The organism is Humibacter ginsengisoli (genome assembly GCF_054780095.1).
This window is the reverse complement of sequence record NZ_BAAGWZ010000004.1, coordinates 49022-75648: the sequence shown is the minus strand read 5'-3', so window position 1 is coordinate 75648 and position 26627 is coordinate 49022. Positions and strand designations below refer to the sequence as shown.

Sequence of the window (26627 nt, the reverse complement as noted above, 5' to 3'; positions counted from 1 at the left end):
AGAGGGGACCCATGCACCGCGACCACCAGCCCTTTCTCGACGACCAGGTGATCGTGCTGCGCGCGCCGACTCAGTTCTGGTCCGACCGCAGCGGCGACGCCGGGTTCGCGGCCGATCCGCGGTCGGCGGCCATCCACGGCCTGTACCACGGTGACGTTCGGGTGCTGCACGAGGTGACCTTGACCGCGGACGAGGAACGCCCGGAGTGGATCTCGGTTGCCCGCGACGGTGCATCCGTCATGACGTTCACCGGCGTCCTGCGGCACCTGGACGGGCCGGGCGCCGACCCCCGGGTGCGCATCGACCGCACCCGCGAGGTGCACTCCGACGCCCTCATCGAGCGGATCCTGCTCAGCTCGGCGCGCGACGTCGCTGTGCGCGCCGCGATCGCGGTCGACCTACGGCCGGACTTCGCACCGATGCAGGACGTGAAGGCGGGCATCCGCCGGTCTTACGAGTGGACGTCAGAGCAGACCCGTGGCGGTGTCCTCTGGACGAGCGGCCCCACGACGGCCACCCTTCGGGCGACGGATGCAGCGCCGCGGGCCACAGAGGCCGGCGCGGTCGTCGAGTGGAACGTGGAGCTCCCACCGCACGGATCCGTGACGCTGGAGTGGCGCATCGCATTGACGGATGCCTCGGCCGTCGTCGCCGGAGCACCCGACACACCGGCCTGGCGTGAGCTCTCGGTCTCCAGCGGCGACTCACGCCTCGCCCGATGGGTCACGACGGCCATGTCGGACCTCGACGCGCTCCGGATGACGTCGAAGCTCGCGCCGGGCGAAGAGTTCCTGGCTGCCGGGGCCCCCTGGTTCTTCACGCTGTTCGGCAGGGACTCGCTGTGGGCGGCGCGCTTCCTCCTGCCCGTCGCGACCGCTCCTGCGCTGTCCACCCTCCGGGTGCTAGCCGCCGCGCAGGGCAGGCGCGTCGACCCGCAGACGGCGGAGCAGCCGGGCAAGATCATGCACGAACTGCGGGCCGCCGAGCTGGACCTGCCGGGGGAGGGCGTCACCCTGCCGCCTCTCTACTACGGCACCATCGACGCCACGCCGCTGTGGGTCTGCCTGCTGTACGACGCCTGGAAATGGGGCGCGGGCGAGGCGCACATCCGCTCGCTGCTGCCGAACCTCGAGGCGGCGCTCGGCTGGATGCGCGACTACGGCGACAGCGACCGCGACGGTTTTCTCGAGTACGTCGACACCACCGGGCACGGTCTGGCGAACCAGGGCTGGAAGGACTCGGGCGACTCGATCCAGTGGCGAGACGGCACGCTGGCGGAGGGGCCGATCGCCCTGTGCGAGGTGCAGGCGTACGCGTACGAGGCTGCGATGCACGGCGCCGAGCTGCTCGAGCACTTCGGACGGCCGGGCGCCCGTGAGTGGCGCGTCTGGGCGGCACGCATCAAGGATCGGTTCGCGGACGCGTTCTGGGTGGACGACCCGGACGGCGGGCGCTACCCCGCCGTCGCCCTCGACGCGAACAAGCGCCGCGTGAACACGCTCACCAGCAACATCGGGCACCTGCTGGGCACCGGCATCCTGGATGCACTTCAGGAGCGGGAGGTCGCTGACCGGCTGCTGTCGCCGCGGCTCGACTCCGGGTTCGGCCTGCGCACGATGTCGACCGACTCCGCCGGGTACTGGCCGCTCAGCTACCACGGCGGCTCGGTGTGGACGCACGACACCGCGATCGCGATCACCGGGCTCGTGCGTGCCGGCCTCGGCGACCGTGCCGAGAGCCTCGTGGAGGGGCTGCTGCGTGCGGCCGAACGGTTCGAGTTCCGGATGCCCGAGCTGCACTCCGGAGACTCCGCCCGCGACTTGCCGGTGCCGGCCCCGTACCCCGCTGCGTGCCGTCCGCAGGCGTGGTCGGCGGCGGCAGCCGTCGCCGTGCTCGCCGCACGATTGGGGTTACGGCCGGAGGGTGCGAAGCTCGTCGCCTCGGCGGTGCCGAGCGCCGGACGCATCCGCGTCACCGGGCTGCATGTGGGCGATCGAGCATTCGAGGTGCGTGCCGATGAGGACGGAAGCGTGAAGGTAACGCCGAGCCTCAGAGCAGTGCCATGATCTGGCGGGCGATCACCCGGCCTGATCGGTTCGCGCCGATCGTCGAAGCGTACGGGCCATAGCCGGCGAGGAAGATGCGGGCGTCCGTCCATACCTGCCCCGACTCGACCTGGTAGCCGCCTTCCTTCTCGCGCAGCTTGAGCGGAGCGAGATGGCGCAATTCCGGGCGGAACCCGGTGGCCCAGATGATCGCGTGCGCCTGAGTGAAGGATCCGTCGGACCAGCGCACCCCCTCGGGCTCGAGCGAGACGAACATCGGGCGCTCCTTGAGCAGTCCGCGCGAGATGCCGGCCGCCACCTTGCGGGTGAGCGGCACGCCGGTGGAGCTCACCACGCTGGGCAGGGCGCGACCGACGCGGGCGGCGGCATCCGCGTCCCTTACCGCGGCGACGCCCCCCTCGATGGTGCGCACATGGTCGGTGCTGAAGTCGATCGGGCGGCGGGATGCCCATGACACACTCGCGGCGACATCCTCGAGCTCAAGAAGGAACCCGACGGCGCTCGTGCCACCGCCCACCACGACGACATCCTGCCCGCGGAACTCTTCCGCAGAGACGTAGCCGTTCGTGTGTACATGCCGCCCGCGGAATGTACCAGCTCCGGGGTAGTACGGCACGAAGGGCGCCCCCCACGTGCCGGTCGCGTTGACCAGCACATGCGTTGCGGTCTCGCCCGCGTTGTGCTGCACGACGAGGTCGGCTCCCCGATTGACGACCGACGTCACCGTGACCGGACGATGGACCTTCAGTCCGAAGTGATCCTCGTACCGCCGGTAGTAGCCGGCGACGATGTCTTTGGCCGGCAATGTGCGGTCGGCGGTCTCGAAGCTGATGCCCAGTTCGGACATGCCGGGCAGATCGTTCACCTTGTGTGCGCTGCCCAGACGCAGGGCGTCCCAGCGAAACTGCCACGCACCACCTGTGCCCGGTCCGCGATCGAGCACGACGAAGTCCAAGTCGGGCTCGAGCTGGAACCGTCGCAGGTAATACGCCACCGCGAGGCCTGCCTGACCAGCTCCAATGATCGTCACCTGAGTGCGGGCGGGGACTGGGTACACGGTATATATCATCACGGACGACTGGGAACGTGGCGCCGGGCTGATCAGGGGTCCCATGCTAAACTTGCCGCTAGTTTTCGTTTCCCGTCCAAAGTCCCGAGAGTGCGTGAATCGCCCCGGGCCTGTCATCGTGAGGGGGTCTCGCATGGGGCGCGGCCGTCAGAAGGCAAAGCACACCAAGATCGCTCGCGAGCTCAAGTCGTACAGCCCCGCCGTCGACTACAACCAGCTCGAGCGCGAACTCACCGGGCACTCCCACGACGAGGAGCGCTACGCCGCGTGGGCAGACTACGAGCCGAGCGGTGAGCGCGACGACGACTACGAGCACCAGGAGCGCTCGGCCGGCTGAGCCGTACACACAACGCAAACGCGCATCCCCGAGGGGGTGCGCGTTTTGCATATGCCGTCGGGGCACGTTCATAACTCCTGCAGATCGGCGGGATCGAGACGTAGCTGGGCGCCATCTTCCGGATGCGCGCCGACCGCGGGTGATTCTGCAGGAGTTACGAACGGCTGGCGGCGACCGCCGGGAGCGTCAGAGCCAGCCGTTGGCGGATGCCTGCGCCGCGGCATCGGCCCGGTTGCGTGCGCCGGTCTTGCCGATGGCAGCCGAGAGGTGATTGCGCACGGTGCCCTCTGAGAGGTGAAGTGCTCGCGCGATCTCGTTCACCGTTCCACCGCGCGCCGCCACCCGCAGCACCTCCGTCTCGCGCTGCGTCAGCGGCGAGACACCGGATGCCAGCGACTCGGCCGCCAGCGCCGGATCCACGACCCGCAGGCCCTGGGCCACCCGCCGCACCGCGTCGGCCAGCTGCGCGGCCGGCGTGTCCTTCACGACGAAGCCGCTCGCGCCGGCCTCCATCGCGCGGCGCAGATATCCGGGGCGTCCGAACGTCGTCACGATCAGCGATCGGCACGCCGGAAGCCGCCGATGCAGCAGTTCAGCCACCGCGAGGCCATCGAGGCCGGGCATCTCCACGTCGAGCAGCGCGACCTGCGCGTCCGAGTCGCGGGCGGCATCCAGCACCTCGTCGCCACGACCCACCTGGGCCACGACCTCGAGGTCGGACTCGAGGTCGAGCAGGGCTGCGAGTGCTCCACGCACGAGCGCCTGATCGTCGGCCAACAGCAGACGGATCGGTCCCGTCACGCCGCACCTCCCGCGCCCCGCGCTCGCACGGCGACGACGGTGCCGCCGTCCTCGCCCGGCTCGATCGTGACCGTCGCGCCCACCTTCGCGGCTCGCTCCCGCATGCCCTCAAGACCGTGACCGTCCCGCCCCGGCGACGACGTTCCGCCGGGCCCCGTCACCGCCATTCCGCGCCCGTCGTCTCCGATGATGATCGCCCTCTTCTCGAACGCCACCCAGCAGTTCTTCGCGCTGGCATGGCGCACCACGTTGGTGATCGACTCCCGAAGCACCCACGCGAACGTCTCGCGCAGCTCGGGCGAAACCACATCAGCGGATGCCGGCAGGTGCGGTGCCAAATCCGCCGCGACGAGTGCCGCGTGCGCTGCCGAGAGCTCGGTCGCCAGGGTCATCGCCCGGTATCCCGCGACGGATGCCCGCAGGTCGGCCAGCGCTGCCCGCGTGAGTCGCTCGATATCGGCCAGTTCCGACTGGGCACGCTCCGGATCCCTCACCACCAGCTTGCGCGCCAGCTCGCTCTTCACCGTGACCACGGTGAGGGAATGCCCGAGCACGTCGTGCATGTCGCGGGCGAAGCGCTCCCGCTCGTCGACGACGGCGAGTCTCGCGATCTCGCCCTGGGCATCCCGCAGCTTCTGCATCGCCTGCAGCTGCTGGCCGAAGGCGAACATCATGATCCCGATGGATGCCGTCAGGGCCGCGGCGTACCAGTACACGCCGAACGATCCCGTGAATCCCATGACGGCCAGCTGGGCGACGCCGATTCCGACGATGGTCGCGATCATGAACCAGCGCGGCTGCCAGCTCATGGCGGCCATGACGGGAACGTAGATCCAGAACCAGATGATGTCTTCGCCGATGAACGGGATGCCCAGGCACGTGACCCCGATGAACACCAGGTAGCCGATGCCCGAGGCGTACCAGGGGCGTCCCCACATCAGCGGCGGCATGACGAGGTAGAGCGCGGCGATCAGCACGATCAGCACCGTCAGCAGCACGGATCCCGCGACATCGCTCTTGCCGGACCAGATCAGGACCAGCGGGATGACCAGGTAGACGAGGCCCCACACGGAGCTGCGGTACCATCGCTTCGCACCAGGGTGGCGCAGCCTTGCGACGCTCTGCGCCAACGCACCCTGGGTGGGCATCCGTGACTCGATCGACGCGTTCACACTCTTCAGCGTAGGTGCGGCCGTCACTGGCGCGCCGCGTCGCGGCGGTAGCGCCAGACGATGAAGGCGCCGAGCACGACCGTCCAGCCGAGCAGTACCAGCAGGGGCTCCAGCACGTTGCCGGAGAGGTCTGCACCCATCTGGCCGAGACGGTTCAGCCAGTACGAGGGCACGACCTGCGCGATGTTCGTCATCCAGCTCGGCAGCACCGAGAGGGGCACCCAGAGGCCGCCGAGGATGGCCATTCCGAAGAAGATCACCATGAACAGCGGCTGCGCGTACTGGGGCCTCGCGAACTGGCCGATCAGCACCGAGATGAACGCGAACGGGATGACGCCGAGCCACAGCCCGAGTGCCGCCATCGTCCAGCCGCCGAAGCTCAGCGACGAGTGGAAGACGATCACGGAGACGACGATGAGCGCCACGATACTGACCAGTGCGACCGAGAGCGCCGCCACGACCTTCGAAACGAGGTAGCCGACGCCGGAGAGCGGGGTGATGCGGAGCTGCCGATTCCACCCCACGGAGCGCTCGGTCACGATGGTGAACGCCTGGCCGAGCGCGGCCATCATGCCGCCGTACCCGGCCATCTGCACCGTCGTGACGACGATCCATGGCAGGCCGGTGACCTTGTCGACGGCGCCGTTCGCCCCGTAGATGCCGCCGAACAGCAGCAGCATGACGAGCGGCACGGCGAACGTGAAGACCGTGTTCCGAACGTTCTTCAGCTGACGCAGGGACTCCAGTCCCAGGTAGGCGATGCTCATGAGCGGTCTCCGATCAAAGTGGATTCGTGCACGGTCTCGACGTGCTCGGTCTCTGGCGTCGGCAAGGTCCCCGAGGTCTCCGCAGCCTGTGTCAGGGCGAGGAACGCATCATCCATGGAGTGCGCGGTCACCTCGATGTCGTGCACGTCGCGATGGTTGGAAAGCAGGGTGCGCAGGGCGGCATCCGAGTCGTCGCTCACCAGCGACAGCACGTCGCCGCGGTGCTCGACACTGCGAACGCCAGGCAGCTCGTACAGCTCGGCTTCCACCGTCGGCGTCCAGACGAAGTCGAAGGATGCCCTGATGCGCCGGCCCGACACCACCGCCTTCACCTCGCCGGGGGTGCCGTCGGCGACCACGCGGCCGCCCGCCATCATCACGATGCGGTCGGCGTAGGCATCCGCCTCGTCGAGGTAGTGGGTGGCGAAGACGACCGTGCGGCCGGCATCCGTGAACTCGCGCATCGACTGCCAGAACGTGCGGCGCGCCTCGACGTCCATAGCCGCGGTGGGCTCGTCGAGGAACATGAGGTCGGGATTGGAGACGATGGCGACGGCGAACCGCGCCCGCTGCATCTGGCCGCCGGAGAGCTTGCTCACCTTCTGCCTGGCGATCTTGGTGCACTTGGCGCGCTCGAGGGCCTCGGCGACCGAGAGCGGATGCCTGTGCGCGGCCGCGATCAGCGCGACGGCCTGGCGAACCGTGAGGTCGGGCAGCAGCGCGCCGCCCTGCAGCATGGCGCCGACGCGCCCGGTCTCGATGGCAGCGCGAGGGGAATCGCCGAACAACTCCGCGGTGCCCGCCGTCGGTGTTGCGAGTCCGAGTGCGAGGTCGATGGTCGTCGACTTTCCGGCGCCGTTCGGGCCGAGCAGCGCGACGACCTCGCCCGAGCGGATCGTGAGGTCGAGGCCGTCGACGGCGGTGATGGCGCCGAAGGTCTTGCGCAGGCCCTGCAGCCGGATGGCCGGAGTCTCTGTGGCTGGTGTCGTGTTCACGCTTCCATCGAAGCTGCCGATGGATGCCCGTGCCTCGGCCGTGCATCACGTCGCGCCCGTGACATTTGTCACGCCGCGACGCTCCGCGGCGGTCCTCCGGCCGGGTGCCACCCGTCCCAACAACCGAGACTAGGTGTATGCGCTGACGCTGGCCGCACAGCACCTAGCGTCAGCGCATAGACCTAGTCTCACCGGGAGGGGCGACGTCTCACCGGGGGCGTCTCACCGGGAGGGCGACGTCTCACCGGGGGCGTCTCACCGGGAGGGGCCAGTCTCACCGGGAAGGGCGGCGCGCCTCCAGCAGGATGCGGCTGCTGTGGCACACGAACGCGCCGTCGCGCCGGATGATCTCGTGGATGTCGCGCAGCCGGTCCCGGTACTTCTCCACCGTGAAGCCGGGCACCGTCCAGATCACCTTGCGAAGGAAGTGCACGACGGCGGCGACGTCGTAGAACTCGATACGGGTGCGCGCCTCGCGCAACTCGACGACCTCGAGTCCCGCGTCGACCGTCTGCGCACGAAGCTTCTCGATGCGGGGCACCGGGTCCACCGGTTGCGGTCCGAGGAGGAACTCATACAGCTCGACGTTCGACCGCTCGCCGATCTGCTGCGAGAAGTACGTGCCGCCTGGCTCGAGCACCCGGCGCACCTCGGCGAGGTTCTCCCGGCCGGGCACCGGATGCCTGCTCAGCACGAGCGCGAAGCTCGCGTCGCCGAACGGCAGCGGAGCATCCTCGTCCGACTGGTTCACCGTGCCGCCGAAGCGAGCCAGCGCGTTCCGCGCGAGCGGAACGTTGGGCGGCCATCCCTCGGTCGCCGCTACACGTGCCGGCGTCGGGTCGGCTCCGCGGAGGATCTCGGCAAAGACCTCGCCTCCGCCGGTCTGCACGTCGAGCGTACTCGGCGCGGCGCTGGCGCGAACGGATGCCTGCCTCGCGTAGCCCCAGCTCGGCCGCTCCTCGGTGGCCCGGCCGTCGAACCACGAGAAGTTCCATCCCTCGGTGGGCACCGCCGCGCCCTCCGCGACGAGGGCGTCGAATGTCGCATCCACGAGACAGGAGTCTGCCAGGCCCCAGAGACCCCCATAAGAGGCACGCGCGGGTGTATGCTCGCGTCTTGCGTGTGAAACGATTCATTTACACCACGGAACGGCAAGGGAGCAGTTCATGGAGTTGGGGAAGCAGGGGTTGTCCCGCCGTTCGGCGCTGGGGCTCTTCGGTGCGGTGACTGCAGGCGCGGTTGTCGCCAATGCGGGCGCGGCTGTTGCGGCGCCCTCCGCCGAAACGCCGAGCACGCCGGGCGATGTCAGTGTGACGATCGGCGGTCGCCCCGCCGCTGTGGGGAGCTACGCGTTCCCCGACCAAGTGCCGTCGCTCGTTCTCGACAACGGCCTGGTGACGTTCACGTTCGGCCGCGACGACGCGGCCGGCGGCGTTGTCACAGGGTGGACGGACACCTCGATCACGGCCACGTCCGTCGTCGTGGACGGCACCGAGCTCGCGCACAATCTCAACGGCGTCGACCCCCGTGACCCGGATCGCCAGCATTCGTTCTACATCGACGCGAGCGGCGGCAAGACCCGGCTGGTCTGCACCGAGGTGCGCGTGCTTCGCGTCTCTCGCGACCTCGTCGAGGTCGCCTTCCTCGACACGACGAGTACGCCCTTGCAGCACGAGCACCACCTGATCATGCGTCGCGGCAAGCGCGGCCTGTACGGGTACGACATCCTCACGGCCGCGGTGGGCACCTCGATCAACGAGGTGCGCATGAACGCTCGTTGGGATCGCGCGATTCTCGACAACGCCTACAACTGGGAACGCGGCAGCGGCAAGCAGCCGACGTATGCCTACCTCGCCACTCAGGAGAAGGTGCAAGACGATACCTGGCGCGTGGACGGCATCAACAACCCGAACCTGCCGTCGCCAGAGGACAACTCGGGCAACCTTCCGGCCGGTTACGTCTACACGAAATACAACTGGAGCCTCTACCACCACGAGAACCCGATGTTCGGCCACTACGGTCACGGATTCGGCGCCTGGCTCACCCCGCTCGGCGGTGTCACCGAAGACACCCTGTGCGCGTTCTACGGTGTCGGTCCCAACCATCAAGACCTCGCCATCCACCAGGACGCGCTCATCCTGAACTACTTCGGCGCGAATCACTACGGCCTGCCGAGCTACCAGCTCGGCCAGGGCTATCGGCGTCTCTATGGGCCGTGGTACACCCACATCTCCACGGGCGCCACGGATGCCGAGGTGATCGCCAATGCGGCCGCCGCGGCTCAGACGGAGATCGCCGAGAACCGCGCGGGCGCGTCGTGGATCGTCGACGACCTCTACCCGGACCCCGGCGCTCGATCGCGCGTCACCGGCACGCTCCGACTCGCTGACGGTCGACCGGCGGACGGCTTCTACGTGCTCCTGTCGACGCAGACCGTCGCGGATGTCTACACGATCCACGAGCCGACGTACTGGGTGAAGACGGCGGCCGATGGCACCTTCGCACTGCCGGGCATCCCGCCGGCCTGGGCTCCCGGAACCAAGACGTCCGGCACGTACACCCTGTACGCGTTCGCATCCAAGGGTTCGGTGGTGGACCAGTATCAGCAGACCGGCATCACGGTCGCCGGTAAGACGACCGACCTGGGCACGATCACCTGGACGCCGACCAACAGGTCGACGTTCCTGTGGCAGATCGGCCGCTCGGACCGCAGCACGCAGGAGTTCGCCCTGGCGACGAAGTCTCCGGTGCACTCCGAGCCGCGCGCGTACGAGAAGCCGACCGAGGTGCCCGGCACGTTGGCGTTCATCGTCGGCGAGAGCTGGGAACCCACCGATTGGTACTACGCCCAGACACAGGGCGGCACGTGGACGATGTCGTTCCCGCTCGATCGGGAGCTCACCGGCACGGCATACCTCACGGTCGCGACGGCGATGCAGCAGGGCGCTCGGCCGACTGTCGCCGTGAACGGCGACTCCTCGGCGATCACCGGATCGCTGCCGAACAACAACGACTCGACGATCGCGCGCCAGGCCGACCGCAGCGGCTTTCCACGCACGGCCGTGCTGACGTTCCCGGCCAGCGCACTGGTGGTGGGCACGAACACGATCACGTTCACGCGGGGAAGCGGGACTGCGGCCGGTAACGGCTTGGGCTGGGACACCATCCTGCTCGAGGTCGACGAGAGTCGTGCGCCGGAGAACGCGGAACTGACGGCCACAGCCGAGCTGATCAGCAAGGCGGGCAACAGCAAGGGAACGTGGAAGGTCACGGTGAACAACACCGGCGCCGGTGCAGCTCGCGACGTGCGGTTCGACTCCGTTCAGTGGCGTGCCGACGGCAGGGTGCAGGTGCAGGGCCTGCCCACTGTCACGGGGCGCGATCCGAACAAGTTCCCGGTTCCGGTTGCCGCGAGCATTCCTCCCGGCGGTTCCGCCACGGCAGAGATCGCCGTGGACGCCAGCGGCGTACTCGGCGGGATCGGAGCGGGTGTCGAGATCGGCGTAAGCGCTAACGGCGGTCGCGCGAGCACCATCGTGACCGGCAAGAACGGCCCAGGTGCCTGAGTCACCTGACGGAAGTGGTACGTGCCCTCACGGGGCAGCGCTGCATTAGCGGAAGTGTTGGCCACGGACGACGGCATGTTCTGCCACGTCTACATTCGCCCCTTATTGTGCGAACTCGCCGACGAGGCGAACGGCGCCTCCGTCGACACCCTTCGCGCCCTGCTCGTAGCCGCTGAGCTCGCGCTCGGCGGTGGAGACCGTGCCAACCTGCCAAGCGGGAATGCCGTCTACCGCGAGGGTCGAGATGACGGTGGACGCGGCATCCGCTTCGACGACCGCGAAGAAGCCGATGCCCAGGTTCCAGGTGCCCTCCGCGCTCTGCAAGGTGGTGCCGGCAAGATCGCTCAACACGCGGAACACCGGAGAAGGCGACCACGTCGAACGGTCGACGTCGACCCAGGCGCCGCGGGGCAGCACCCGCGCGAGGTTCGCCGCGATCCCGCCGCCGGTGACGTGCGATAGCGCATGAACGGATGCCCCGCTCGGCGAGGCGAGCACGCGCAGCAGCGGTGCGGTGTACAGCCTGGTCGGCTCGAGCAGGGTCTCTCCGACGACTCCGCCGAACTCGTCGAGCCGATCGGCGAATCCGATGTTCCGCTTCGCGAGGATGTGCCGCACCAGCGAGTAGCCGTTGGAGTGAAGTCCCGAGCTGCCCAGGGCGAGCACGATGTCGCCGTTCCGTACCTTCTCGGGATCGAGCACGGCATCCGCCTCCACGGCGCCGGTCGCGGCGCCCGCCACGTCGTAGTCATCCGGCCCGAGCAGGCCGGGATGCTCGGCGGTCTCGCCGCCGACGAGCGCTGTGCGAGTCTCGGAGCACGCAGCGGCGATGCCGCGAACGATGTCGGCGATGCGTTCGGGAACGACTTTGCCGCACGCGATGTAGTCCGTCATGAACAGCGGCCTTGCGCCGACCACGACGATGTCGTCGACCACCATGCCCACCAGGTCTTGCCCGATGGTGTCGTGTCTGTCGAGCGCCTGGGCGATGGCCACCTTGGTGCCCACGCCGTCGGTGGAGGTGGCCAGCAGGGGCCGCCTATAGCCGCGCAGCACGGATGCGTCGAACAAGCCCGCGAACCCGCCGACGCCGCCCAGCACCTCGGGCCCGTGGGTCTTCGCGACCGCGGACTTCATGAGCTCGACGGCGAGGTCGCCCGCAGCGGTGTCGACACCGGCCTCGCGGTAGGTGCTGGTGGAGTTCTCGGTCACGTTCCAAGGGTATGCGAGGCCGAAGCGAGGGTGCGTCTTCGTCGAACAGGCGCTCCGCTGTCGCGGATTGCGGTTGCGTTCGCGGAACACCCGCAATCTGGGACAGCGGAATCACGAACGGGAGCCCGCGGCGACGATTGCGGCGAGCGCGGCATGCACGGTCTGCTCGAACATGTGAGGTGGCGGAGCGCCGAAGCCGACGACCATGGTCGGCGGTCTGGCTGCGCCGTCTTCCGCGTGCACTGGTTCACTTGCGGGCACGCGATACGTCTGAAGGCCGGCGAGCGCGAGCCCGAGGTGGTCCGCCTGCCGTGCCACGTCGGCCTCCTGGATGCCGTCGGGCAACTCGAGCAGGCAGTGCAGACCGGCTGGCATGCCGGTGATGCGGGCCGCAGGCATCCGTTCGGCGACGGCCCGCTCGAGGTACCGCCTGCGTTCCCGATAGCGTGCTCGGGCACCGCGAACGGCCCGGTCGTACTCGCCGCGATCGAGGAACTCGGCGAGCGCGAGTTGCGCGAGCGCTCCGGGCTTGGTGCCGTCGAGGCGACGCTCCTCAGCGACACCGTCGATCAGCGCGGGCGGAAGCACGCACCAGCCGAGGCCGATGCCCGGGCCGAGCGCCTTGCTCGCCGTGCCGACGTAGACGACTCGATCGGGAGCGAGCGACTGCAGCGCCCCGACCGCGCGCCGATCGAAGCGGAACTCACCGTCGTAGTCGTCCTCGATCACGAACCCCCCGGTTCGCTCGGCCCACTGCACCGCGGATGCGCGGCGACCGGGGCTCAGCGCGACGCCGGTCGGGAACTGGTGCGCGGGGGTGAGCAGCACGGCATCCACTCGCAACTCGTCGAGCCGCTCGACCACGGCTCCCGTGTCGTCGACGGGCAGCGGCACGGTCTGCAGCCCGAGTGCGGCGAGGATGTCCCGGTGCGGCTGGTGCCCGTACTCCTCCACAGCGATGCGGCGGGCTCCGGATGCCACGAGGGCGCGTCCGACGAGTTGCACGGCGTGCCCGGCCCCGTGGGTGACGTGCACGGCCGTCGGCTGTACGGAGACACAGCGGGCGCGCCCGAGGTAGGTCGCGAGCGCGTGCCGGAGCGGCTCGGCGCCCGCGGGGTCGCCGTAGCCGAAGGCGGAGACCGGCGCCGCCGAGACGGCACGGCGCATCGCCGAGGCCCACGCAGCTCGCGGAAAGCCCGAGGCGTCGGGGATGCCTGCACGCAGGTCCAACCGGATGCTTGCGCCCGCCACGCTCCCTCCGGCACTCACGTCGGCGGCAGCCGCGCCGACTCGACCGGCACTTCCGGGCGGGATAGCGCCGGCCCTTGCGCCGTCGGATGCCGTCCCGCCAGCCGCCACCCAGGTCCCTGCGCCGGTGCGCGCCTCGAGCCACCCCTCGCCCACCAACCGGCTGTACGCCTCGGCGACACTGTTGCGGGCGATTCCGAGGTCCCGGGCGAGACTGCGGGTGGCAGGCATCCGGGTACCGGGAGCAAGCCGCCCATCACGGATCATGTCCCGCATCGCGGCCTCCAACGAGTCCGTCTTGCGACGTGGGTCGATCGCCAGATGCAGGTCGATGCCTACCGCCGAGGGGATGCCGGCGGATTTGTCGGCGGTCGTGTCCGAGAGCGGATTGGCCCAGGCATCCGTCATGAGAATGGACTGTAGCAGCGCGCCACTTGCGTCGTACGGTGAAGACATGACCGACACCATCGCCCCCGCGACCGACGAGGTCGTTCTCCCGCCCATCCGCTTCGATTTCGACGAACTGGCCCCCGCATTCTCGCGCGCGCTGGCGCATCTCGACCATGCGGCCGTCGTGGAGCTCGACGCCGCGGGCATCCCGATGGGCCTCCGTCACCTGGTGAAGCTACGCGCGTCGCAACTGAACGGATGCTCGTACTGCGTCGACATGCACTCTCGCGACGCCCGCGACGCGGGCGAGTCGTTCCAGCGGATCGCCGCGGTCGCCGTGTGGGAGGAGGCGCACTTCTTCACGGCACGGGAGCGGGCAGCCTTCGAGCTGACGGATGCCGTCACGCGCGTCTCCGAGACCCACGTGCCCGACGAGGTGGTGGCCGACGCCCTGACGGTGTTCTCGGAGAAGGAGGTGTCCGCGCTGCTGGCTCTCATCGTGTCCATCAACGCGTGGAATGCGATCGGGGTGACGGCGCGCTGCTGGCGGGCGTCCGTCGAAGCGTAGGAATCGACGGGCCGTCAGATGCGCTGAAGGTGGGGACGTGGCCCCTCGAGTCGGGCCACCGCGATCTTGACCTCGACGAGCTCATCCTTCACGCCGGCGACCTCTCGCCTGACCTCGGCGATCTCCGCTTCGACCTTCTCGAACCGCGCGTCGACCCGATCGAACCGGGCATCGACCTTCTCGAAGCGCGCGTCGACCCGGGCGAACTGCGTGTCCAGGCGCTTGGTCTGATGCGCAAGCATTCCTCCGACACCGCCCAGTACCGACACCGCGAAGGCGAACAAGGCGATGATCATTCCGATCACGTCGGCGGACACGAACACCCTCCCATTCTGCCTGCTGAGGCGCGAGCACACCACCGACGGTATGGCCGGTCGAAGGCGCACCGTACCCTGGCCGGCCGAACTGGGGAGCGGCTGCCACGAACGACGCTGTGGACGGGGAGAACCGAATGATGGGCTCAGGCCGCGGCCGGCTCGAGCGCGTGCAGGTACTCCTCCCACGTCGCCGTTCCGCGCTCCTGACCCTTCGACACGATCGCGCCGTGCAGCACGGCCTTCGCCGCCTTCCCGGGAAGGCCCACTGAGACGATCCAGCGCCGCCGGCCGACCGACCTCAGGTAAGCGCGGATCAACTCGTGCGTGTTGTACACGCGCGGGCCGCCGAACTCCGGCACGTAACCGGCCGGCTCCCCTTCGGCGAGCGCTACCAGCCGGTCCGCGACCTCTTCTGCAGCGACCGGTTGCACATGCATCCGCTTCGGCAAAGGCACGATCGGAAGCTTCGCCACCGACTGCGCGACCGGGTACACGAGTGTGAAGAACTGCGTCGCGCGTAGCGTCGTGAACGGGATGCCCGAGCGCTCGATCACGAGCTCGCCCTCGCGCTTCTGCGCGAAGTACTCGAACATCGCGTGATCGGTCCTCGAATGCACGGGCACACGGTCGGCGCCCGCGACGGAGATGTACACGAGGTGGCGGATGCCTGCCTGCTTCGCCGCTGCGACGAGCCGCCGCGCCTTCTCGCCGTCTCCTTTCTGCGACCCGGCGCAGTGCACCACGACGTCGACGCCGGCGACGGCATCCGCCACGCCTTCGCCTGTGTCGAGGTCGCCCGCGACGTACTCCACGTCGTCGCGCGGCCCCGACCCGCGCCGGCTGACGACACGCACGGAACGCCCGCGCTCCCGGAGGCGGTCGACGACCAGAGAGCCGAGGGTTCCGGCGCCTCCCGTGACGAGTACGAGTCCGCGCGTGCTGCCGTTGCCTGAGGTTGATGATGCCATGAGCTGCCTTTCGTCGTGCGGCATCCGCCTGCCGCTGTTCGATGCGTTCACCCCTTCGATGCGACAAGTCGACAGAATGTGACAGGTGACCACAACGACGTCGCTCGAGGAGGCCTTCACTGCGCTGCGACCCAGGCTGCGCTCGCTGGCCTACCGCATGCTCGGCTCGTTCAGCGACGCCGATGACGCGGTGCAGGAGACCTGGCTGAGCGCCTCCCGCGCGGACGTCTCCCGCGTACGCAACCTGGACGCCTGGCTCACGACCGTCGCCGGCCGCGTGTGTCTGATGATGCTGCGCTTGCGGCGGGCTCATGGCACCACGTCGCTGGATGCCTCGCTCGGCACATCCGGCGAACTCGGAGTGCCGGATGCCGCGATCGTCTCCGACTCCTCGATCCGGACTGCTCCGGATGCCGCGGCGATGGCATCCGAGTCCGTGGGACTCGCGATGCTGATCGTGCTGCAGACGCTGAAGCCCGATGAGCGCCTCTCGTTCGTGCTGCACGACACGTTCGCCGTACCCTTCGACGACATCGCCGAGATCCTGGAGACCACTCCGACCTCGGCCCGTCAACTGGCCAGCCGTGCGAGAGCGAAGGTGCGCACCGCTCCCAAGCCCGACCCGGACCGTCGACGTCAGCGGGCCGCCGTCGACGCGTTCTTCGCCGCAGCCCGCGATGGCGACTTCGATGCGCTGCTGAAGGTGTTGCATCCGCAGGTGGTGCTGCGGTCCGACGGAGGCGAGTTGCGGGCATCCGCGACCACGATCATCCGTGGCCCGCGCGCCATCGCGAACCAGGCGATGATGTTCACCTCGTTCTCGCCGTACCGCAAGGATGCCTGGATCAACGGCGCCGCGGGCGTCGCGATCGTCGGCCCGCACGGGCCGATCTCGGTGATGGCGTTCACCGTGGTCGACGGTGTCATCGTCGAGATCGAGGTGATCGCGGATCCAGAACGGCTGGGCGGATTGCTGCCGGCCGACCTGCTGTCTACGGCCCACTGAGTAGCGACGGCGGTGAGCTGCGGCCAGCAGATGCCCAGCCGCTCAAATGAGAGACTGGTCGAGCCCGAGTTCACGGGCGCGACCCCACCCTCAGGAGCACACTTCCAGCATGTGCGGCATCGTCGGCATCGTCTCCACCGAGCCGGTCAACCAACTGGTCTACGACAGCCTTCTCCTGCTGCAGCACCGCGGCCAGGACTCCACCGGAATCGCCACCGCCGAAGGCAGCACTTTTCACATCCACAAGGCACGCGGGCAGGTGCGGGAGGCGTTCCGCACCCGCGACATGCGCTCGCTGCTCGGCACGATGGGCCTCGGCCACGCGCGCTACACCACCAAGGGCGATGCGGCCAACGAGCAGGAGGCGCAGCCGTTCTACGTGAACGCGCCGTACGGCATCATCCTGGTGCACAACGGCAACCTCACGAACACCCGCGAGCTGGCGAACGACCTGTTCCACATCGACCGACGGCACGTGAACTCCACGAGCGACACCGAGCTGCTGCTGAACGTGCTCGCCACCGAACTGCAGGGCCAGATCAGCGGCCTCGAGTTCGACCCGGACCAGGTGTTCAACGCCGTGGAGCAGGTGCACGAGCGGGTCGAGGGCGCCTACGCCGCGATCGCGATGATCGCGGGACAGGGACTGCTCGCGTTCCGCGACCCGTTCGGCATCCGCCCGCTCATCCTCGGCCGCAAGCCGGCCGGACTGGTGGGTGACGAGTGGATCGTCGCCTCCGAGTCGGTGGTTCTCGAGGCGCTCGGCTACGAGGTGGTGAGGGATGTCGCACCCGGCGAGGCCGTGTTCATCACGCTCTCGGGTGAGCTGTATTCGCGCCAGTGCGCGAAGAATCCGGTGCTGATCCCGTGCTCATTCGAGTACGTGTACCTGGCCCGGCCCGACTCGGTGATGAACGGCATCTCGGTGTACGAGGCACGGCTGCGGCTGGGCAACCGGCTGGCCGACACGATCGCGCGCTACGCGCCGCTCGGCGACATCGACGTCGTGATGCCGATTCCGGATTCCTCGCGTCCCGCGGCATCCCAGGTGGCGCAGAAGCTCGGCATCGAGTACCGCGAGGGCTTCTACAAGAACCGGTACGTCGGTCGCACGTTCATCATGCCCGGACAGGCGCAGCGCAAGAAGAGCGTTCGGCAGAAGCTGAACGCCATGTCGAGCGAGTTCAAGGGCAAGAACGTGCTCATCGTCGACGACTCGATCGTGCGCGGCACGACCTCGAAGGAGATCGTCGACATGGCCCGTGCCGCCGGCGCGAACCAGGTGACGTTCACGTCGGCGGCGCCGCCGGTGCGGTACCCGCACGTCTACGGCATCAACATGCCGAGCCGCGAAGAGCTCATCGCGGCAGGGCGCAAGATCCCCGAGATCGCGCTCGAACTCGGCGCCGACAGCCTCATCTACCAAGAGGTGGGCGACATGAAGGATGCCATCCTCGAGGGTCAGGACATCGTCACCGACCTGGAGATGAGCTGCTTCACCGGCGACTACATCACCGGAACGGTCACGCCGGAGTATCTCGAGTGGGTGGAGCGCACGCAGCTCAGCTGAGCGCTCTCACGAACCGGCATCGAGGCCGCACGGTGCGCTGAGGTCAGGCGCCGTCGTCCCGACGTTCCCGCGACACGGGATGCTCTTCGACGTCGGCCGAACGCTCGTCGGGCTCCGCTTCGGCCGGAAGCTCGCCCAGATCGTGCAGGTCCTCCTCGTCGGGCGCAGCCGTGGTGCGCACGTCGATGCGGTCGGCGACCACGGTTCGCTCGGTGTGCTTCGTCGCGGCCGACGCGATGATCGCGGCTATTGCGCCGAGCCCCACTCCGATGGCGACGGCGCCGAGCAGCACGAACCCGAACACGGTATTGCGGTCGTAGCCCTGGCCCTGCGGCAACGAGTAGGTCGCGATGAACGCGGCGACCGCGAAGACGGCACCGCCGAGCACCATGAAGCGGCCGTATCGCGGGGTGCGGCGCACACGCACCTCGTGCTCGGACGCCACGATGGCCTCCTCGCGGATCGGCTCGTTGCCAGAGACTTCGCCGACCGGGCGTTCGCCTGCCGCCGCTGTCTCAGCGGGCGTCGCGTCGTGCACCGATCCGTCACTCGCCGAAGCGTTCACGCCGCCAGAGGCGGGAGCGTCGTCGTCGGAGGGATTGCGGGGGTCGCGGGGCACTCATCCATTCTCACGCATGCCGGCTGTGCCCTTGCTTGGCCGCTCAACGCAGGCGATACACCGGCAGGTACGGCTCCAACGTGGCGCGGGTGCCGGAGGCGTGCACTGCCCCGGATGCCTGCGCCTGGGCCCACGAGGAACCCCCGGTGGCCAGGGCGAGCCAGGTGGCGGCATCCATCTCGACCACATTGGGCGGAGTTCCACGGGTGTGGCGGGGCCCTTCCACGCACTGCACGGCGCCGAACGGCGGCACCCGCACCTCGACCGAGTTGCCCGGAACCTTGTCGGCCAGTGCCTGCAGCAGGTAGCGCACGGCCGTGGCCGTGGCTTCGCGGGAGGCGGATGCCTGCAGCGCCTCCGCCACCGCCGTCATGCCGTCGGCTTCGCCGATGCGTGCCCTCGCCAACGGATGCCTACGCGCCGTGTTCGCGGAACCAGCCGACGAGCGCGTTGGCGTGCCCGTGCCCGATGCCGAACTCGTTCTTGAGATACGCGACCTGCTCCATGTGCTTGCGGTCCGCGACCTTCTCGAGCTCGTGCATCCAGTGGTCGATGGGCTGCCCGTACTTCTTCTCGATCGAGGGGAAGTACGACGCGGGTCCGGTGGCTTTCTCGTCGGCCATCCATCCATATTGCCGCGAGCACCAGAAAGGCGCCACAGCCGCGCGTCCGGCTGTTGGCATCGGCCTCCGTCGGCGCCCGGCGTAAGAATCCAGCCAGCCCCTAGCATGGGCAGGGTGAGGATTCTCGTACTGGGCTCCGGCGCGCGCGAGCACGCCATCATCCGCGCGTTGCTGGCGGAGGATGCCGACCACGACATCACCGCGGCCCCCGGCAACGCGGGCATCGCCGAAGACGTGCGCACCATCGGCATCGACCCGAACGATTCAGCCGCGGTCGCCGGATACGCGGAGGCGCACGGCGTCGAGCTCGTCGTGGTGGGGCCGGAGGCACCGCTCGTCGCGGGCGTGAGCGACGCTGTTCGGGAACGCGGCATCCCGGTGTTCGGCCCCAGCAGGGCCGCAGCGAAGCTCGAGGGCTCCAAAGCGTTCGCGAAGCGCATCATGGAGTCCGCCGGCGTGCCGACGGGCAGAGCCGAGGTCGCGGGCACGATCGACGAGGTGCGCACGACGATCGACCGCTTCGGCGCACCGTACGTCGTGAAGGCGAATGGCCTCGCCGCAGGAAAGGGCGTTCTCGTCACCGAGAACCGCGATGCCGCGCTCGAACACGCCAGGCAGTGGCTGGAGCACGGAACCGTGCTGGTCGAGGAGTTCCTCGCCGGCCGCGAGGTGTCGCTCTTCCTGCTCAGCGACGGCGAGCACGTGCTCCCGCTCTCACCGGCGCAGGACTACAAGCGGCTCCTCGACGGCGACGAAGGCCCGAACACAGGCGGCATGGGTGCCTACTCGCCGGTGCCCTGGCTCGAGGAGAGCTTCGTCGACGAGGTGATCGAGACGATCGCCCTGCCGACGGTGCGCGCGATGGCCGAGGAGCAGACTCCGTTCATCGGGCTCCTCTACTGCGGCCTCATCGTGACGGAAGCCGGCCCTCGCGTCATCGAGTTCAACGCACGCTTCGGAGACCCCGAGACGCAGGTGGTGCTGCCGCGGCTCCTCACACCGCTCTCCGGCCTGCTGTACGCGGCGGCCACGGGCGAGCTCGGCGGCGTTCCGCGGCCGGAGTTCGCCCTGGATGTCGCGGTCGGCGTGGTGCTCGCCAGCGAAGGCTACCCGGAGGCGCCGGTGACGGGGCGCGCCATCCTCGGGATGGATGCGGCATCCGCAGTTCCCGAAGTGCAGCTCCTGCACGCGGCGACCGACATCGCAGCGATCGCGACGGATGCCACGTCGAGCTGGTCGACCGAGACGCTCGTGACGTCCGGTGGTCGAGTGCTCACGGTCGTGGCGCTCGGCTCCACCTTCGACGAGGCCCGCGAACGCGCATACGAGGCGATCGGAAAGCTCACCATCGAGGGCGGCCAGTACCGAACGGACATCGCGGCGGCGGTGGCGCCGTCCGCGCACTGACGTCGCAGTAGCGGCGCATCACGCCGCTATGCGCCCTGGGGCGGGTCCACCAGCAGGGCGACTCGTTCGGCGAGGTATGCGTCGAAGCCAGTGAGTGCATCCGGGTTCGACGGGACCCAGCGCACGAAGGCGTCGCCGTCGCGCACGGTGAGCGGGCCGGGTGCTCCCACCAGGCTCGAATCGAGCGGTATGGGCGCCGCGTCGAAGTTCACGCTCGTTCCCGGCGGGTAGTGACCCCGGAACGCAGCGACGCGCAGCTGGCGGCGTCGCTCGGCGGATGCCGCGATGAACGTTGTGCGGCCCGGCGCATGGGCGCGCGTGAGGGATCCGGTCGCGAAGAGGGCGGGCAGACGCATTGGTGCCTCGCCGGCCGTGGGCGAGGAACTGTGCGAGTCATCCGCCCCTTCGGCCATGAGCAGCAGCACTCCCAGTCGCCACGCGCTGCCCAGTGGGCGCAACCGCTCGGGACGCGGCACGAGCAGCACGCGTGACGGCGGCACGTACTCGGCGAGCGCTTCGGTGCGTGCCCCGGCGGCAGCGAGGCGTGCGGCAGCATCCGTGAGCGCAGCGCGTACCCGCGCGACGGCCGCCTCATCCGCTGCCGACACTGCGTTCCGCTCCTGCCCGGTCACCCGCTCCTCCACGTCATACGCCCCGAATCGCCGTCGTCGGCTCGCGCCGGCACGGTCGGCCAGCTACCACGCTACGGACGAACGAGCACGCCACGCACGATCGTGCACGCAATGGACGTCGTTTCCGTGGTGGCTCGTGCGCTGCGTGCTCGCTCGTCGTTTCCGTGCCGCCTCAGCCCAGGAGGCGGTCGAGGTAGGCGTTGCGGAAGACGCGGTGCGGGTCGTACTTCGCCACAAGGGCGCGGAAGTCGTCGAACCGCGGATACAGCGACGGGATAACGCCGTGCGTGTCAAGGAACAGCTTGCCCCAGTGCGGCCGGGCGCCCAGCGGGAACAGGGCATCCTCGATCGCGGGGAGCACAGCCTCGACGCCTGCCTGGTCGCGCTTCCAGGTGAAGTGGATGCCCAGCACGTCGCGCTCGTATGCGGAGCTCAGCCACAGATCGTCGGCGGCGACCGTGCGCAGCTCGGTCACCTGCAGCATGGGCGCGATCTGCTCGGCGAGCGAGAGCACCGCCCGAAGTGCGTCGACGGCACGCTCGCGCGGCACGAGGTATTCGCTCTGGATCTCCTCGCCGCTCGACGGAGTGAACGCGAGCTTGAAGTGCGGAAGGCGGTCGTACCACGGCCCTGGCACGCCGAACTGGTCGGTGCACGCCGTCGCGTCGACTCCCGGAAGCGGATGCCTCTTCTCGGTCGCGCGCGCGCTTCCGAAGAACGTCTCGGGAGCTGGGGTCGAGTCATCCGTCACGGCCCGCTTGAGCCACACCTGCTGCACGCCGCCCACCCAGCCGGTGAACATGCTCACGCTGTACGAAGCGGAAGTGATGGCGTCGAAGTTCTCCAGAACGGTCGGCCAGTCCAGCCCGTCGTAAACGGTCTGGGCGACCTCGAACGTCGGCACGACGTCGAGAGTGACGGCGGTCACGAGGCCGAGCGCGCCGATGCCGACCACGGCGCCGGCGAAGTCCTCGTCTCCGCGGTGCAGAGTGCGCAGCTCGCCCGTTCCGTCGACGAACTCGATGCCGCGAACCACCGCGGCGAGGTTCTGGTTGCGATCCCCTGACCCGTGCGTCGCGGTGGCGATCGCTCCTGCCACGGAGATGTGCGGCAGGGACGCGAGGTTCGGCAGGGCCCAGCCACTGGCATCCAGCTGCTCGGCGACGTCGCCGTAACGGGTGCCGCCCGACACCGTCACGGTGCGCTCTGCCTCGTCGAGCTCGTAGCGCGGCGGCAGCGCCGTCATCGCGATCAGGGCGCCCGTGGTGTCGGCGATGTCGTTGAAGCAGTGCCGGGTGCCGAGCGCGCGAACGCGTCCGCCAGCAGCGACCGCATCGCGCACGGCCTTCTGCACCGCCTCGACGGATGCCGGATGCACCACCTCGCTCGCCCGGTACGCGTAGTTGCCCGCCCAGTTGGTGCCTGCCGATTCGGCCACGTCGCCTCTCCTCATCGCAATCGATACGCATTTGTTGTTAGCAAGAACAATTGTGCCCTACGTCGGCGCTCGACTGCGACCGCCGACGGTCACATCCACGAACAGTGGACCGGAATTGTCGCTGCACGCGGCTGGAGCGACATCAGGAGTCCATATTTCCATCCGACCTGGGCTGAGCACGAAGCGCTTCTCGATCGCCATATCGCGGCGGTGCCACTCACGGGCTCAATCGGTTCGGCACCACGAGCAAGCTCGCGGCGCTCTCACCTCAATCGCCCATATCGCGGCGGTGCCACTCACGGGCTCAATCGGTTCGGCACCACGAGCAAGCTCGCGGCGCTCTCACCTCAATCGCCCATACGATTGAGAAGTGACGACGACATCGAGCACGGCGACGCTTCCCGGCTGGACTCACGCGTACTCGGGCAAGGTCCGCGACCTTTACATTCCGCAGGCGGCGGCATCCATCGAGGCCGCGGATGCCCTTCTGGTGGTCGCGAGCGACCGGGTGAGCGCCTTCGACTTCGTGCTCGAGCCCGGCATTCCGAGCAAGGGCGAGCTGCTGACGACGCTTTCGTTGTGGTGGTTCGACCGCCTGGCCGATGTGCCGAACCACCTCGTCGCCGACCGCACGCTCGATGGAGTCGAGCGCATTCCGGCCGAGGTCGCCGGCCGCGCCATGCTCGTGAAACCGCTCACGATGTACCCCATCGAGTGCGTCGTGCGCGGCTACCTCACCGGCAGCGGATGGGCCGAATACCAGCAGTCGCAGAGCGTCTGCGGGGTGTCGCTGCCCGCCGGGCTGCAGAACGGCGATCGCCTCCCTGAGCCCATCTACACGCCCGCGTTCAAGGCTCCGCAGGGCGAGCACGACGAGAACATCAGCTTCGAGCGCACGGTCGAACTGGTCGGGGCGGATGCCGCGGCGCAGCTTCGCGACGCATCCCTCGACGTCTACCGGCGGGCATCCGCCATCGCGGAGGCGCGCGGGCTGATCCTCGCAGACACGAAGTTCGAGTTCGGTGCAGACCGGCACACCGGCGACCTGACCATCGCCGACGAGGTGCTCACCAGCGACTCCAGCCGGTACTGGGATGCCGAAGCATGGCGCACCGGCGCCACTCCTGCCGAGCGCATGGCGAGCTTCGACAAGCAGATCGTGCGCGACTGGCTGAGCGCCCATTGGGACAAGACGGGCAACCCGCCCGTGCTGCCTGACGACGTGGTGCAGCGCACCGCCGCCCGTTACCGCGAACTGCTGGAGCGCATCACAGACGATTGAGGCTTGGTTGCGAAAGCTCGCTTTCGCAACCACGCCGATTGAGTCTGTTGAGCGGCGAAGCCGCGATCACAGGCTGAGCCAGCGACATCGCGGAATACATGCATACGCATGAGCGTTTCAGTGCGCATGACCGACGACCGCAACTTGGACCGCCTCGCCGATGGCACGGCGATGGGTGCCGTGACGCTGCTCGTCGGCGATCTGGACGCGATGACCTCGTACTACCGGGATGCCGTCAGCTTGCGCGTGCTCGCAGCCGACGGTGACCGGGTGGTTCTTGGACGCGGGACGACCCCGGTGATGGTTCTGCAGTACAGCCCTGAGCTGCACCACGCTGCTCCACGATCTGCCGGCCTGTTCCATACGGCGATCCTCTTCGAGTCGCGCGAGGCGCTCGCCGCTGCGGTGTACTCCGTCGCCTCACACGCTCCCGGCACGTTCACGGGCAGCTCAGACCACCTGGTGAGCCAGGCCTTCTACTTCGACGACCCGGAAGGCAACGGCGTCGAGCTGTACTGGGATCGCGACCGCACCGAGTGGAGCTGGGCGCACGGTCACATCGAGATGGACACCCTGTTCCTCGACCCGAACCTGTTCCTGCAGCAGAACCTCACCGAGGAGACCATCGCCGAACCGGTCATCGGCGGTGCCCGCGTCGGCCACGTGCATCTCTCGGTCGGCGACGTGGCATCCGCTCGAGAGTTCTACGTCGACCGGCTCGGCTTCGCGACGACCGCCGAACTCGGCGGCTCGGCGCTGTTCGTCAGCGCCGGCGGCTATCACCACCACATGGCGATGAACACCTGGCGGAGCGCCGGTGCCAGCCGCCGCTCTCCTGCCCTGGGCCTCGGCCGCGTCGACATCGTGCTGCCCTCGAACGACGAACTCGGCTCGGTCGCCGAGCGGATGTCTCACCACGGCATCCAGGTTCGCGACGACGGGCAGTCGGTCGCCTTCGAGGACCCGTGGGCGAACGCCATCCGCCTGACGACGGCCGAGGTCGCCGGTTAGCTGTCGACGGGCTCCGGCGCCCGGTTCACCACGGGCGTGCCCTGCGTGGCCGACCACTGGCCGTTGTCCTTCGGACGAACGAAGAACAGTACGACGATGGCGCCGAGCAGAGCGACCGCCGCCGGGAGCAGGATCGACTGGGCCATCGCATCCGTGAACGGCTGCTGTATGAACGCGGGCAGCTTGGAGCCGCTGAACTGTGCGCCGGATGACGTGGAGTGCAGGCCATTCGCGGTCAGCCTGCTCTCGATGAGCGCTGCGATCGCCGCACTTCCGAGCACGCCGCCGATCTGGCGGGTGGTGTTGTAGACGCCGGCGCCGGCTCCGGCCTGACGCGGCGAGAGATTGTGCGTAGCGGTGGCCGAGAGCGGCGACCAGATGAATGCATTCGCGAGGCCGAGAAGCGCGCTCGGAAGGAGGAGGCGCGGCCACAGGTTGACGTCCGGGTCCATCCAGGCCGCGTACCAGGCCAGCCCGAGCGCCATCATGAAGAGACCGGCGAAGGCCAGGTATCGCGGATGCACACGGTCGACCAGGCGGCCGACGAAGGGCGCCAGCACACCGGACAGCACGGCCATCGGAACCATCAGCAGCGCTGACTGCGTCGGGGTGAAGCCGTACACAAGCTGCGCGAAGAAGATCAGCGGCAGGGCCATGCTCGTCACCGTGAACCCCACCGAGCTGATCGCGAGGTTCGCGAGCGAGAAGTTGCGGTCTCGGAAGAGGCCGAGCGGCAGCAGGGGTTCGCCCTTGTTGAGTGCCTGCCAGGCGACGAAACCTGCCAGCACGACGATGCCCGCAATGATCATCCCCCACACGGTGATGGGTCCCGTGATGGTGCCCCAGTCGTACTTCTCTCCCTCCTGGATGCCGAAGACCACGAGGAACATACCGATGGCGCTGAGTACGACGCCGAGGATGTCGAACCGATGCGGATGCGTCGGCAGCTTCGGCACCAGGATCACGGCCATGACGAAGGCGATGACGCCGACGGGCACGTTGATGAAGAAGATCCACTCCCAGCCGAACCCATCGACGAGGAGGCCGCCGACGATGGGTCCGACCAGCGTGGCGACACCGGCGGTCGCGCCCCACAGGCCCATGGCCGCGCCGCGGCGGTTCGGCGGGAACGTGCGGGTGATGACGGCCATCGTCTGCGGCGTCATGAGCGCGGCGCCAAGGCCCTGCACGACGCGGGCCGTGATGACCAGCTCGATCGAGCCGGAGAGGCCGCACCAGAGCGACGCGCCGGTGAACAGCACGAGGCCGATCAGGTAGATGTTCTTCGGGCCGAACCTGTCGCCCAGTCGTCCGGTGACGAGCAGCGGCACGGCGTACGCGAGCAGGTACGCACTGGTGACCCAGATGACCGAGTTGATGTCGGTCTTCAGGCCTTCCATGATCTTCGGGTTGGCCACTGACACGATGGTCGTGTCGACCAGGATCATGAAGAATCCGATGACCAGCGCCCAGAGCGCGGGCCAGGGACTTCTCTGCTTTTCCATGAGGGGTCCGTTCTCATCGATGCCACCGTCATTTCGACGCGTGAGGCATCCGTGAATC

General features: G+C 68.6%; 25 protein-coding genes. 9 read left to right on the top strand and 16 right to left on the bottom strand.

Features of this window, described 5'->3' with window-relative positions; all coding sequences use genetic code 11:
* Positions 1-11 precede the first annotated feature (11 nt).
* Positions 12-2066, top strand: coding sequence for a glycogen debranching N-terminal domain-containing protein (locus ACYVI5_RS07000; RefSeq protein WP_460579575.1), 2055 nt, complete (start codon positions 12-14; stop codon positions 2064-2066).
* Here ACYVI5_RS07000 and ACYVI5_RS06995 read toward each other — a convergent pair.
* Positions 2050-3123, bottom strand: coding sequence for an NAD(P)-binding domain-containing protein (locus ACYVI5_RS06995; protein ID WP_460579574.1), 1074 nt, complete (start codon positions 3121-3123; stop codon positions 2050-2052). The genes ACYVI5_RS07000 and ACYVI5_RS06995 overlap by 17 nt on opposite strands.
* Positions 3124-3268: 145 nt before the next feature.
* Between ACYVI5_RS06995 and ACYVI5_RS06990 the strand changes: the two genes are divergently transcribed.
* Positions 3269-3472 (top strand): DUF3073 domain-containing protein, encoded by a 204-nt coding sequence (locus tag ACYVI5_RS06990; RefSeq protein WP_460537004.1) that lies wholly within the window; start codon positions 3269-3271, stop codon positions 3470-3472.
* A 186-nt stretch (positions 3473-3658) separates the two neighbouring features.
* Here ACYVI5_RS06990 and ACYVI5_RS06985 read toward each other — a convergent pair whose 3' ends face one another.
* From ACYVI5_RS06985 to ACYVI5_RS06965, 5 genes are all read right to left on the bottom strand, one after another.
* Positions 3659-4273, bottom strand: a complete 615-nt coding sequence (locus ACYVI5_RS06985; protein ID WP_460579573.1) for a response regulator transcription factor — start codon at positions 4271-4273, stop codon at positions 3659-3661.
* Entirely contained in the window at positions 4270-5445 is a 1176-nt protein-coding gene (locus tag ACYVI5_RS06980; protein ID WP_460579572.1) for a sensor histidine kinase, read from the bottom strand. The genes ACYVI5_RS06985 and ACYVI5_RS06980 overlap by 4 nt, the downstream gene beginning before the upstream one ends.
* A 23-nt stretch (positions 5446-5468) precedes the next feature.
* Positions 5469-6212 (bottom strand): ABC transporter permease, encoded by a 744-nt coding sequence (locus ACYVI5_RS06975; RefSeq protein WP_460579571.1) that lies wholly within the window; start codon positions 6210-6212, stop codon positions 5469-5471.
* A complete protein-coding gene (locus tag ACYVI5_RS06970; protein ID WP_460579570.1) occupies positions 6209-7207 on the bottom strand; it encodes an ABC transporter ATP-binding protein in 999 nt (332 codons plus the stop codon). The genes ACYVI5_RS06975 and ACYVI5_RS06970 overlap by 4 nt, the downstream gene beginning before the upstream one ends.
* Positions 7208-7481: 274 nt before the next feature.
* The gene (locus tag ACYVI5_RS06965; RefSeq protein WP_460579569.1) at positions 7482-8258 is read right to left on the bottom strand and encodes a methyltransferase domain-containing protein; all 777 of its coding nucleotides are present in this window, start codon (positions 8256-8258) and stop codon (positions 7482-7484) included.
* Between the two features lie 115 nt (positions 8259-8373).
* Here ACYVI5_RS06965 and ACYVI5_RS06960 point away from each other — a divergent pair, with 115 nt between their 5' ends.
* Positions 8374-10773: a polysaccharide lyase family 4 protein gene (locus tag ACYVI5_RS06960; protein WP_460579568.1), complete on the top strand. Its 2400-nt coding sequence runs from the start codon at positions 8374-8376 to the stop codon at positions 10771-10773.
* Positions 10774-10875: 102 nt separating this feature from the next.
* On the opposite strand, the gene purM is transcribed toward ACYVI5_RS06960, so the two are convergent.
* Together purM and pdxR are read right to left on the bottom strand one after the other, a co-directional pair.
* A complete protein-coding gene (purM, locus tag ACYVI5_RS06955) occupies positions 10876-11985 on the bottom strand; it encodes a phosphoribosylformylglycinamidine cyclo-ligase (RefSeq protein WP_460579567.1) in 1110 nt (369 codons plus the stop codon).
* Between the two features lie 111 nt (positions 11986-12096).
* Positions 12097-13689, bottom strand: coding sequence for a MocR-like pyridoxine biosynthesis transcription factor PdxR (pdxR, locus tag ACYVI5_RS06950; RefSeq protein ID WP_460579566.1), 1593 nt, complete (start codon positions 13687-13689; stop codon positions 12097-12099).
* Between pdxR and ACYVI5_RS06945 the strand changes: the two genes are divergently transcribed.
* Positions 13688-14191: a carboxymuconolactone decarboxylase family protein gene (locus tag ACYVI5_RS06945; protein WP_460579565.1), complete on the top strand. Its 504-nt coding sequence runs from the start codon at positions 13688-13690 to the stop codon at positions 14189-14191. The genes pdxR and ACYVI5_RS06945 overlap by 2 nt on opposite strands.
* A 14-nt stretch (positions 14192-14205) precedes the next feature.
* Here the strand turns inward: ACYVI5_RS06945 and ACYVI5_RS06940 are convergent, their stop codons facing one another.
* Positions 14206-14514 (bottom strand): response regulator, encoded by a 309-nt coding sequence (locus ACYVI5_RS06940; RefSeq protein WP_460579564.1) that lies wholly within the window; start codon positions 14512-14514, stop codon positions 14206-14208.
* A gap of 137 nt (positions 14515-14651) precedes the next feature.
* Positions 14652-15476, bottom strand: coding sequence for an SDR family oxidoreductase (locus tag ACYVI5_RS06935; RefSeq protein ID WP_460579563.1), 825 nt, complete (start codon positions 15474-15476; stop codon positions 14652-14654).
* A gap of 85 nt (positions 15477-15561) precedes the next feature.
* On the opposite strand from ACYVI5_RS06935, the gene ACYVI5_RS06930 reads away from it, so the two are divergent.
* Both ACYVI5_RS06930 and purF read left to right on the top strand, forming a co-directional pair.
* On the top strand, positions 15562-16482 hold the full coding sequence (locus tag ACYVI5_RS06930) for a sigma-70 family RNA polymerase sigma factor family protein (protein WP_460579562.1): 921 nt from the start codon (positions 15562-15564) through the stop codon (positions 16480-16482).
* 109 nt (positions 16483-16591) lie between these two features.
* Positions 16592-18052 (top strand): amidophosphoribosyltransferase, encoded by a 1461-nt coding sequence (purF, locus tag ACYVI5_RS06925; RefSeq protein ID WP_460536976.1) that lies wholly within the window; start codon positions 16592-16594, stop codon positions 18050-18052.
* Positions 18053-18095: 43 nt separating this feature from the next.
* Here the strand turns inward: purF and ACYVI5_RS06920 are convergent, their stop codons facing one another.
* Genes ACYVI5_RS06920 through ACYVI5_RS06910 form a run of 3 tightly spaced genes read right to left on the bottom strand, consistent with a single transcriptional unit; the run spans position 18096 to position 19294 of the window.
* Positions 18096-18671, bottom strand: coding sequence for a hypothetical protein (locus ACYVI5_RS06920; protein ID WP_460579561.1), 576 nt, complete (start codon positions 18669-18671; stop codon positions 18096-18098).
* A gap of 43 nt (positions 18672-18714) precedes the next feature.
* Positions 18715-19077 carry a sterol carrier family protein gene (locus ACYVI5_RS06915; protein ID WP_460579560.1) on the bottom strand — a complete coding sequence of 121 codons (363 nt, stop codon included), beginning with the start codon at positions 19075-19077 and terminating at the stop codon, positions 18715-18717.
* A gap of 7 nt (positions 19078-19084) precedes the next feature.
* Positions 19085-19294, bottom strand: coding sequence for a DUF4287 domain-containing protein (locus tag ACYVI5_RS06910; protein WP_460579559.1), 210 nt, complete (start codon positions 19292-19294; stop codon positions 19085-19087).
* Positions 19295-19408: 114 nt separating this feature from the next.
* Here ACYVI5_RS06910 and purD point away from each other — a divergent pair, with 114 nt between their 5' ends.
* On the top strand, positions 19409-20701 hold the full coding sequence (gene purD / locus ACYVI5_RS06905; RefSeq protein ID WP_460579558.1) for a phosphoribosylamine--glycine ligase: 1293 nt from the start codon (positions 19409-19411) through the stop codon (positions 20699-20701).
* A 26-nt stretch (positions 20702-20727) separates the two neighbouring features.
* On the opposite strand, the gene ACYVI5_RS06900 is transcribed toward purD, so the two are convergent.
* Positions 20728-21333 carry a hypothetical protein gene (locus tag ACYVI5_RS06900; protein ID WP_460579557.1) on the bottom strand — a complete coding sequence of 202 codons (606 nt, stop codon included), beginning with the start codon at positions 21331-21333 and terminating at the stop codon, positions 20728-20730.
* A 172-nt stretch (positions 21334-21505) separates the two neighbouring features.
* Positions 21506-22771, bottom strand: a complete 1266-nt coding sequence (locus ACYVI5_RS06895) for an FAD-binding oxidoreductase (protein ID WP_460579556.1) — start codon at positions 22769-22771, stop codon at positions 21506-21508.
* A 370-nt stretch (positions 22772-23141) separates the two neighbouring features.
* Between ACYVI5_RS06895 and ACYVI5_RS06890 the strand changes: the two genes are divergently transcribed.
* Complete coding sequence (locus ACYVI5_RS06890) at positions 23142-24053, top strand: phosphoribosylaminoimidazolesuccinocarboxamide synthase (RefSeq protein ID WP_460579555.1); 912 nt, start codon at positions 23142-23144, stop codon at positions 24051-24053.
* A 108-nt stretch (positions 24054-24161) separates the two neighbouring features.
* Positions 24162-25064, top strand: coding sequence for a VOC family protein (locus ACYVI5_RS06885; protein WP_460579554.1), 903 nt, complete (start codon positions 24162-24164; stop codon positions 25062-25064).
* Here the strand turns inward: ACYVI5_RS06885 and ACYVI5_RS06880 are convergent.
* A complete protein-coding gene (locus tag ACYVI5_RS06880; RefSeq protein WP_460579553.1) occupies positions 25061-26569 on the bottom strand; it encodes an efflux MFS transporter permease in 1509 nt (502 codons plus the stop codon). The genes ACYVI5_RS06885 and ACYVI5_RS06880 overlap by 4 nt on opposite strands.
* Positions 26570-26627 lie beyond the last annotated feature (58 nt).

Bases quoted from the DNA above. Each gene is read 5' to 3' on its own strand.
- pdxR (WP_460579566.1), bottom strand. From the start codon at position 13,689: ATGTCTTCACCGTACGACGCAAGTGGCGCGCTGCTACAGTCCATTCTC.
- ACYVI5_RS06910 (WP_460579559.1), bottom strand. From the start codon at position 19,294: ATGGCCGACGAGAAAGCCACCGGACCCGCGTCGTACTTCCCCTCGATC.
- ACYVI5_RS06975 (WP_460579571.1), bottom strand. From the start codon at position 6,212: ATGAGCATCGCCTACCTGGGACTGGAGTCCCTGCGTCAGCTGAAGAAC.
- ACYVI5_RS06990 (WP_460537004.1), top strand. From the start codon at position 3,269: ATGGGGCGCGGCCGTCAGAAGGCAAAGCACACCAAGATCGCTCGCGAG.
- purF (WP_460536976.1), top strand. From the start codon at position 16,592: ATGTGCGGCATCGTCGGCATCGTCTCCACCGAGCCGGTCAACCAACTG.
- ACYVI5_RS07000 (WP_460579575.1), top strand. From the start codon at position 12: ATGCACCGCGACCACCAGCCCTTTCTCGACGACCAGGTGATCGTGCTG.
- ACYVI5_RS06880 (WP_460579553.1), bottom strand. From the start codon at position 26,569: ATGGAAAAGCAGAGAAGTCCCTGGCCCGCGCTCTGGGCGCTGGTCATC.
- ACYVI5_RS06945 (WP_460579565.1), top strand. From the start codon at position 13,688: ATGACCGACACCATCGCCCCCGCGACCGACGAGGTCGTTCTCCCGCCC.
- ACYVI5_RS06960 (WP_460579568.1), top strand. From the start codon at position 8,374: ATGGAGTTGGGGAAGCAGGGGTTGTCCCGCCGTTCGGCGCTGGGGCTC.
- ACYVI5_RS06935 (WP_460579563.1), bottom strand. From the start codon at position 15,476: ATGGCATCATCAACCTCAGGCAACGGCAGCACGCGCGGACTCGTACTC.
- ACYVI5_RS06885 (WP_460579554.1), top strand. From the start codon at position 24,162: ATGAGCGTTTCAGTGCGCATGACCGACGACCGCAACTTGGACCGCCTC.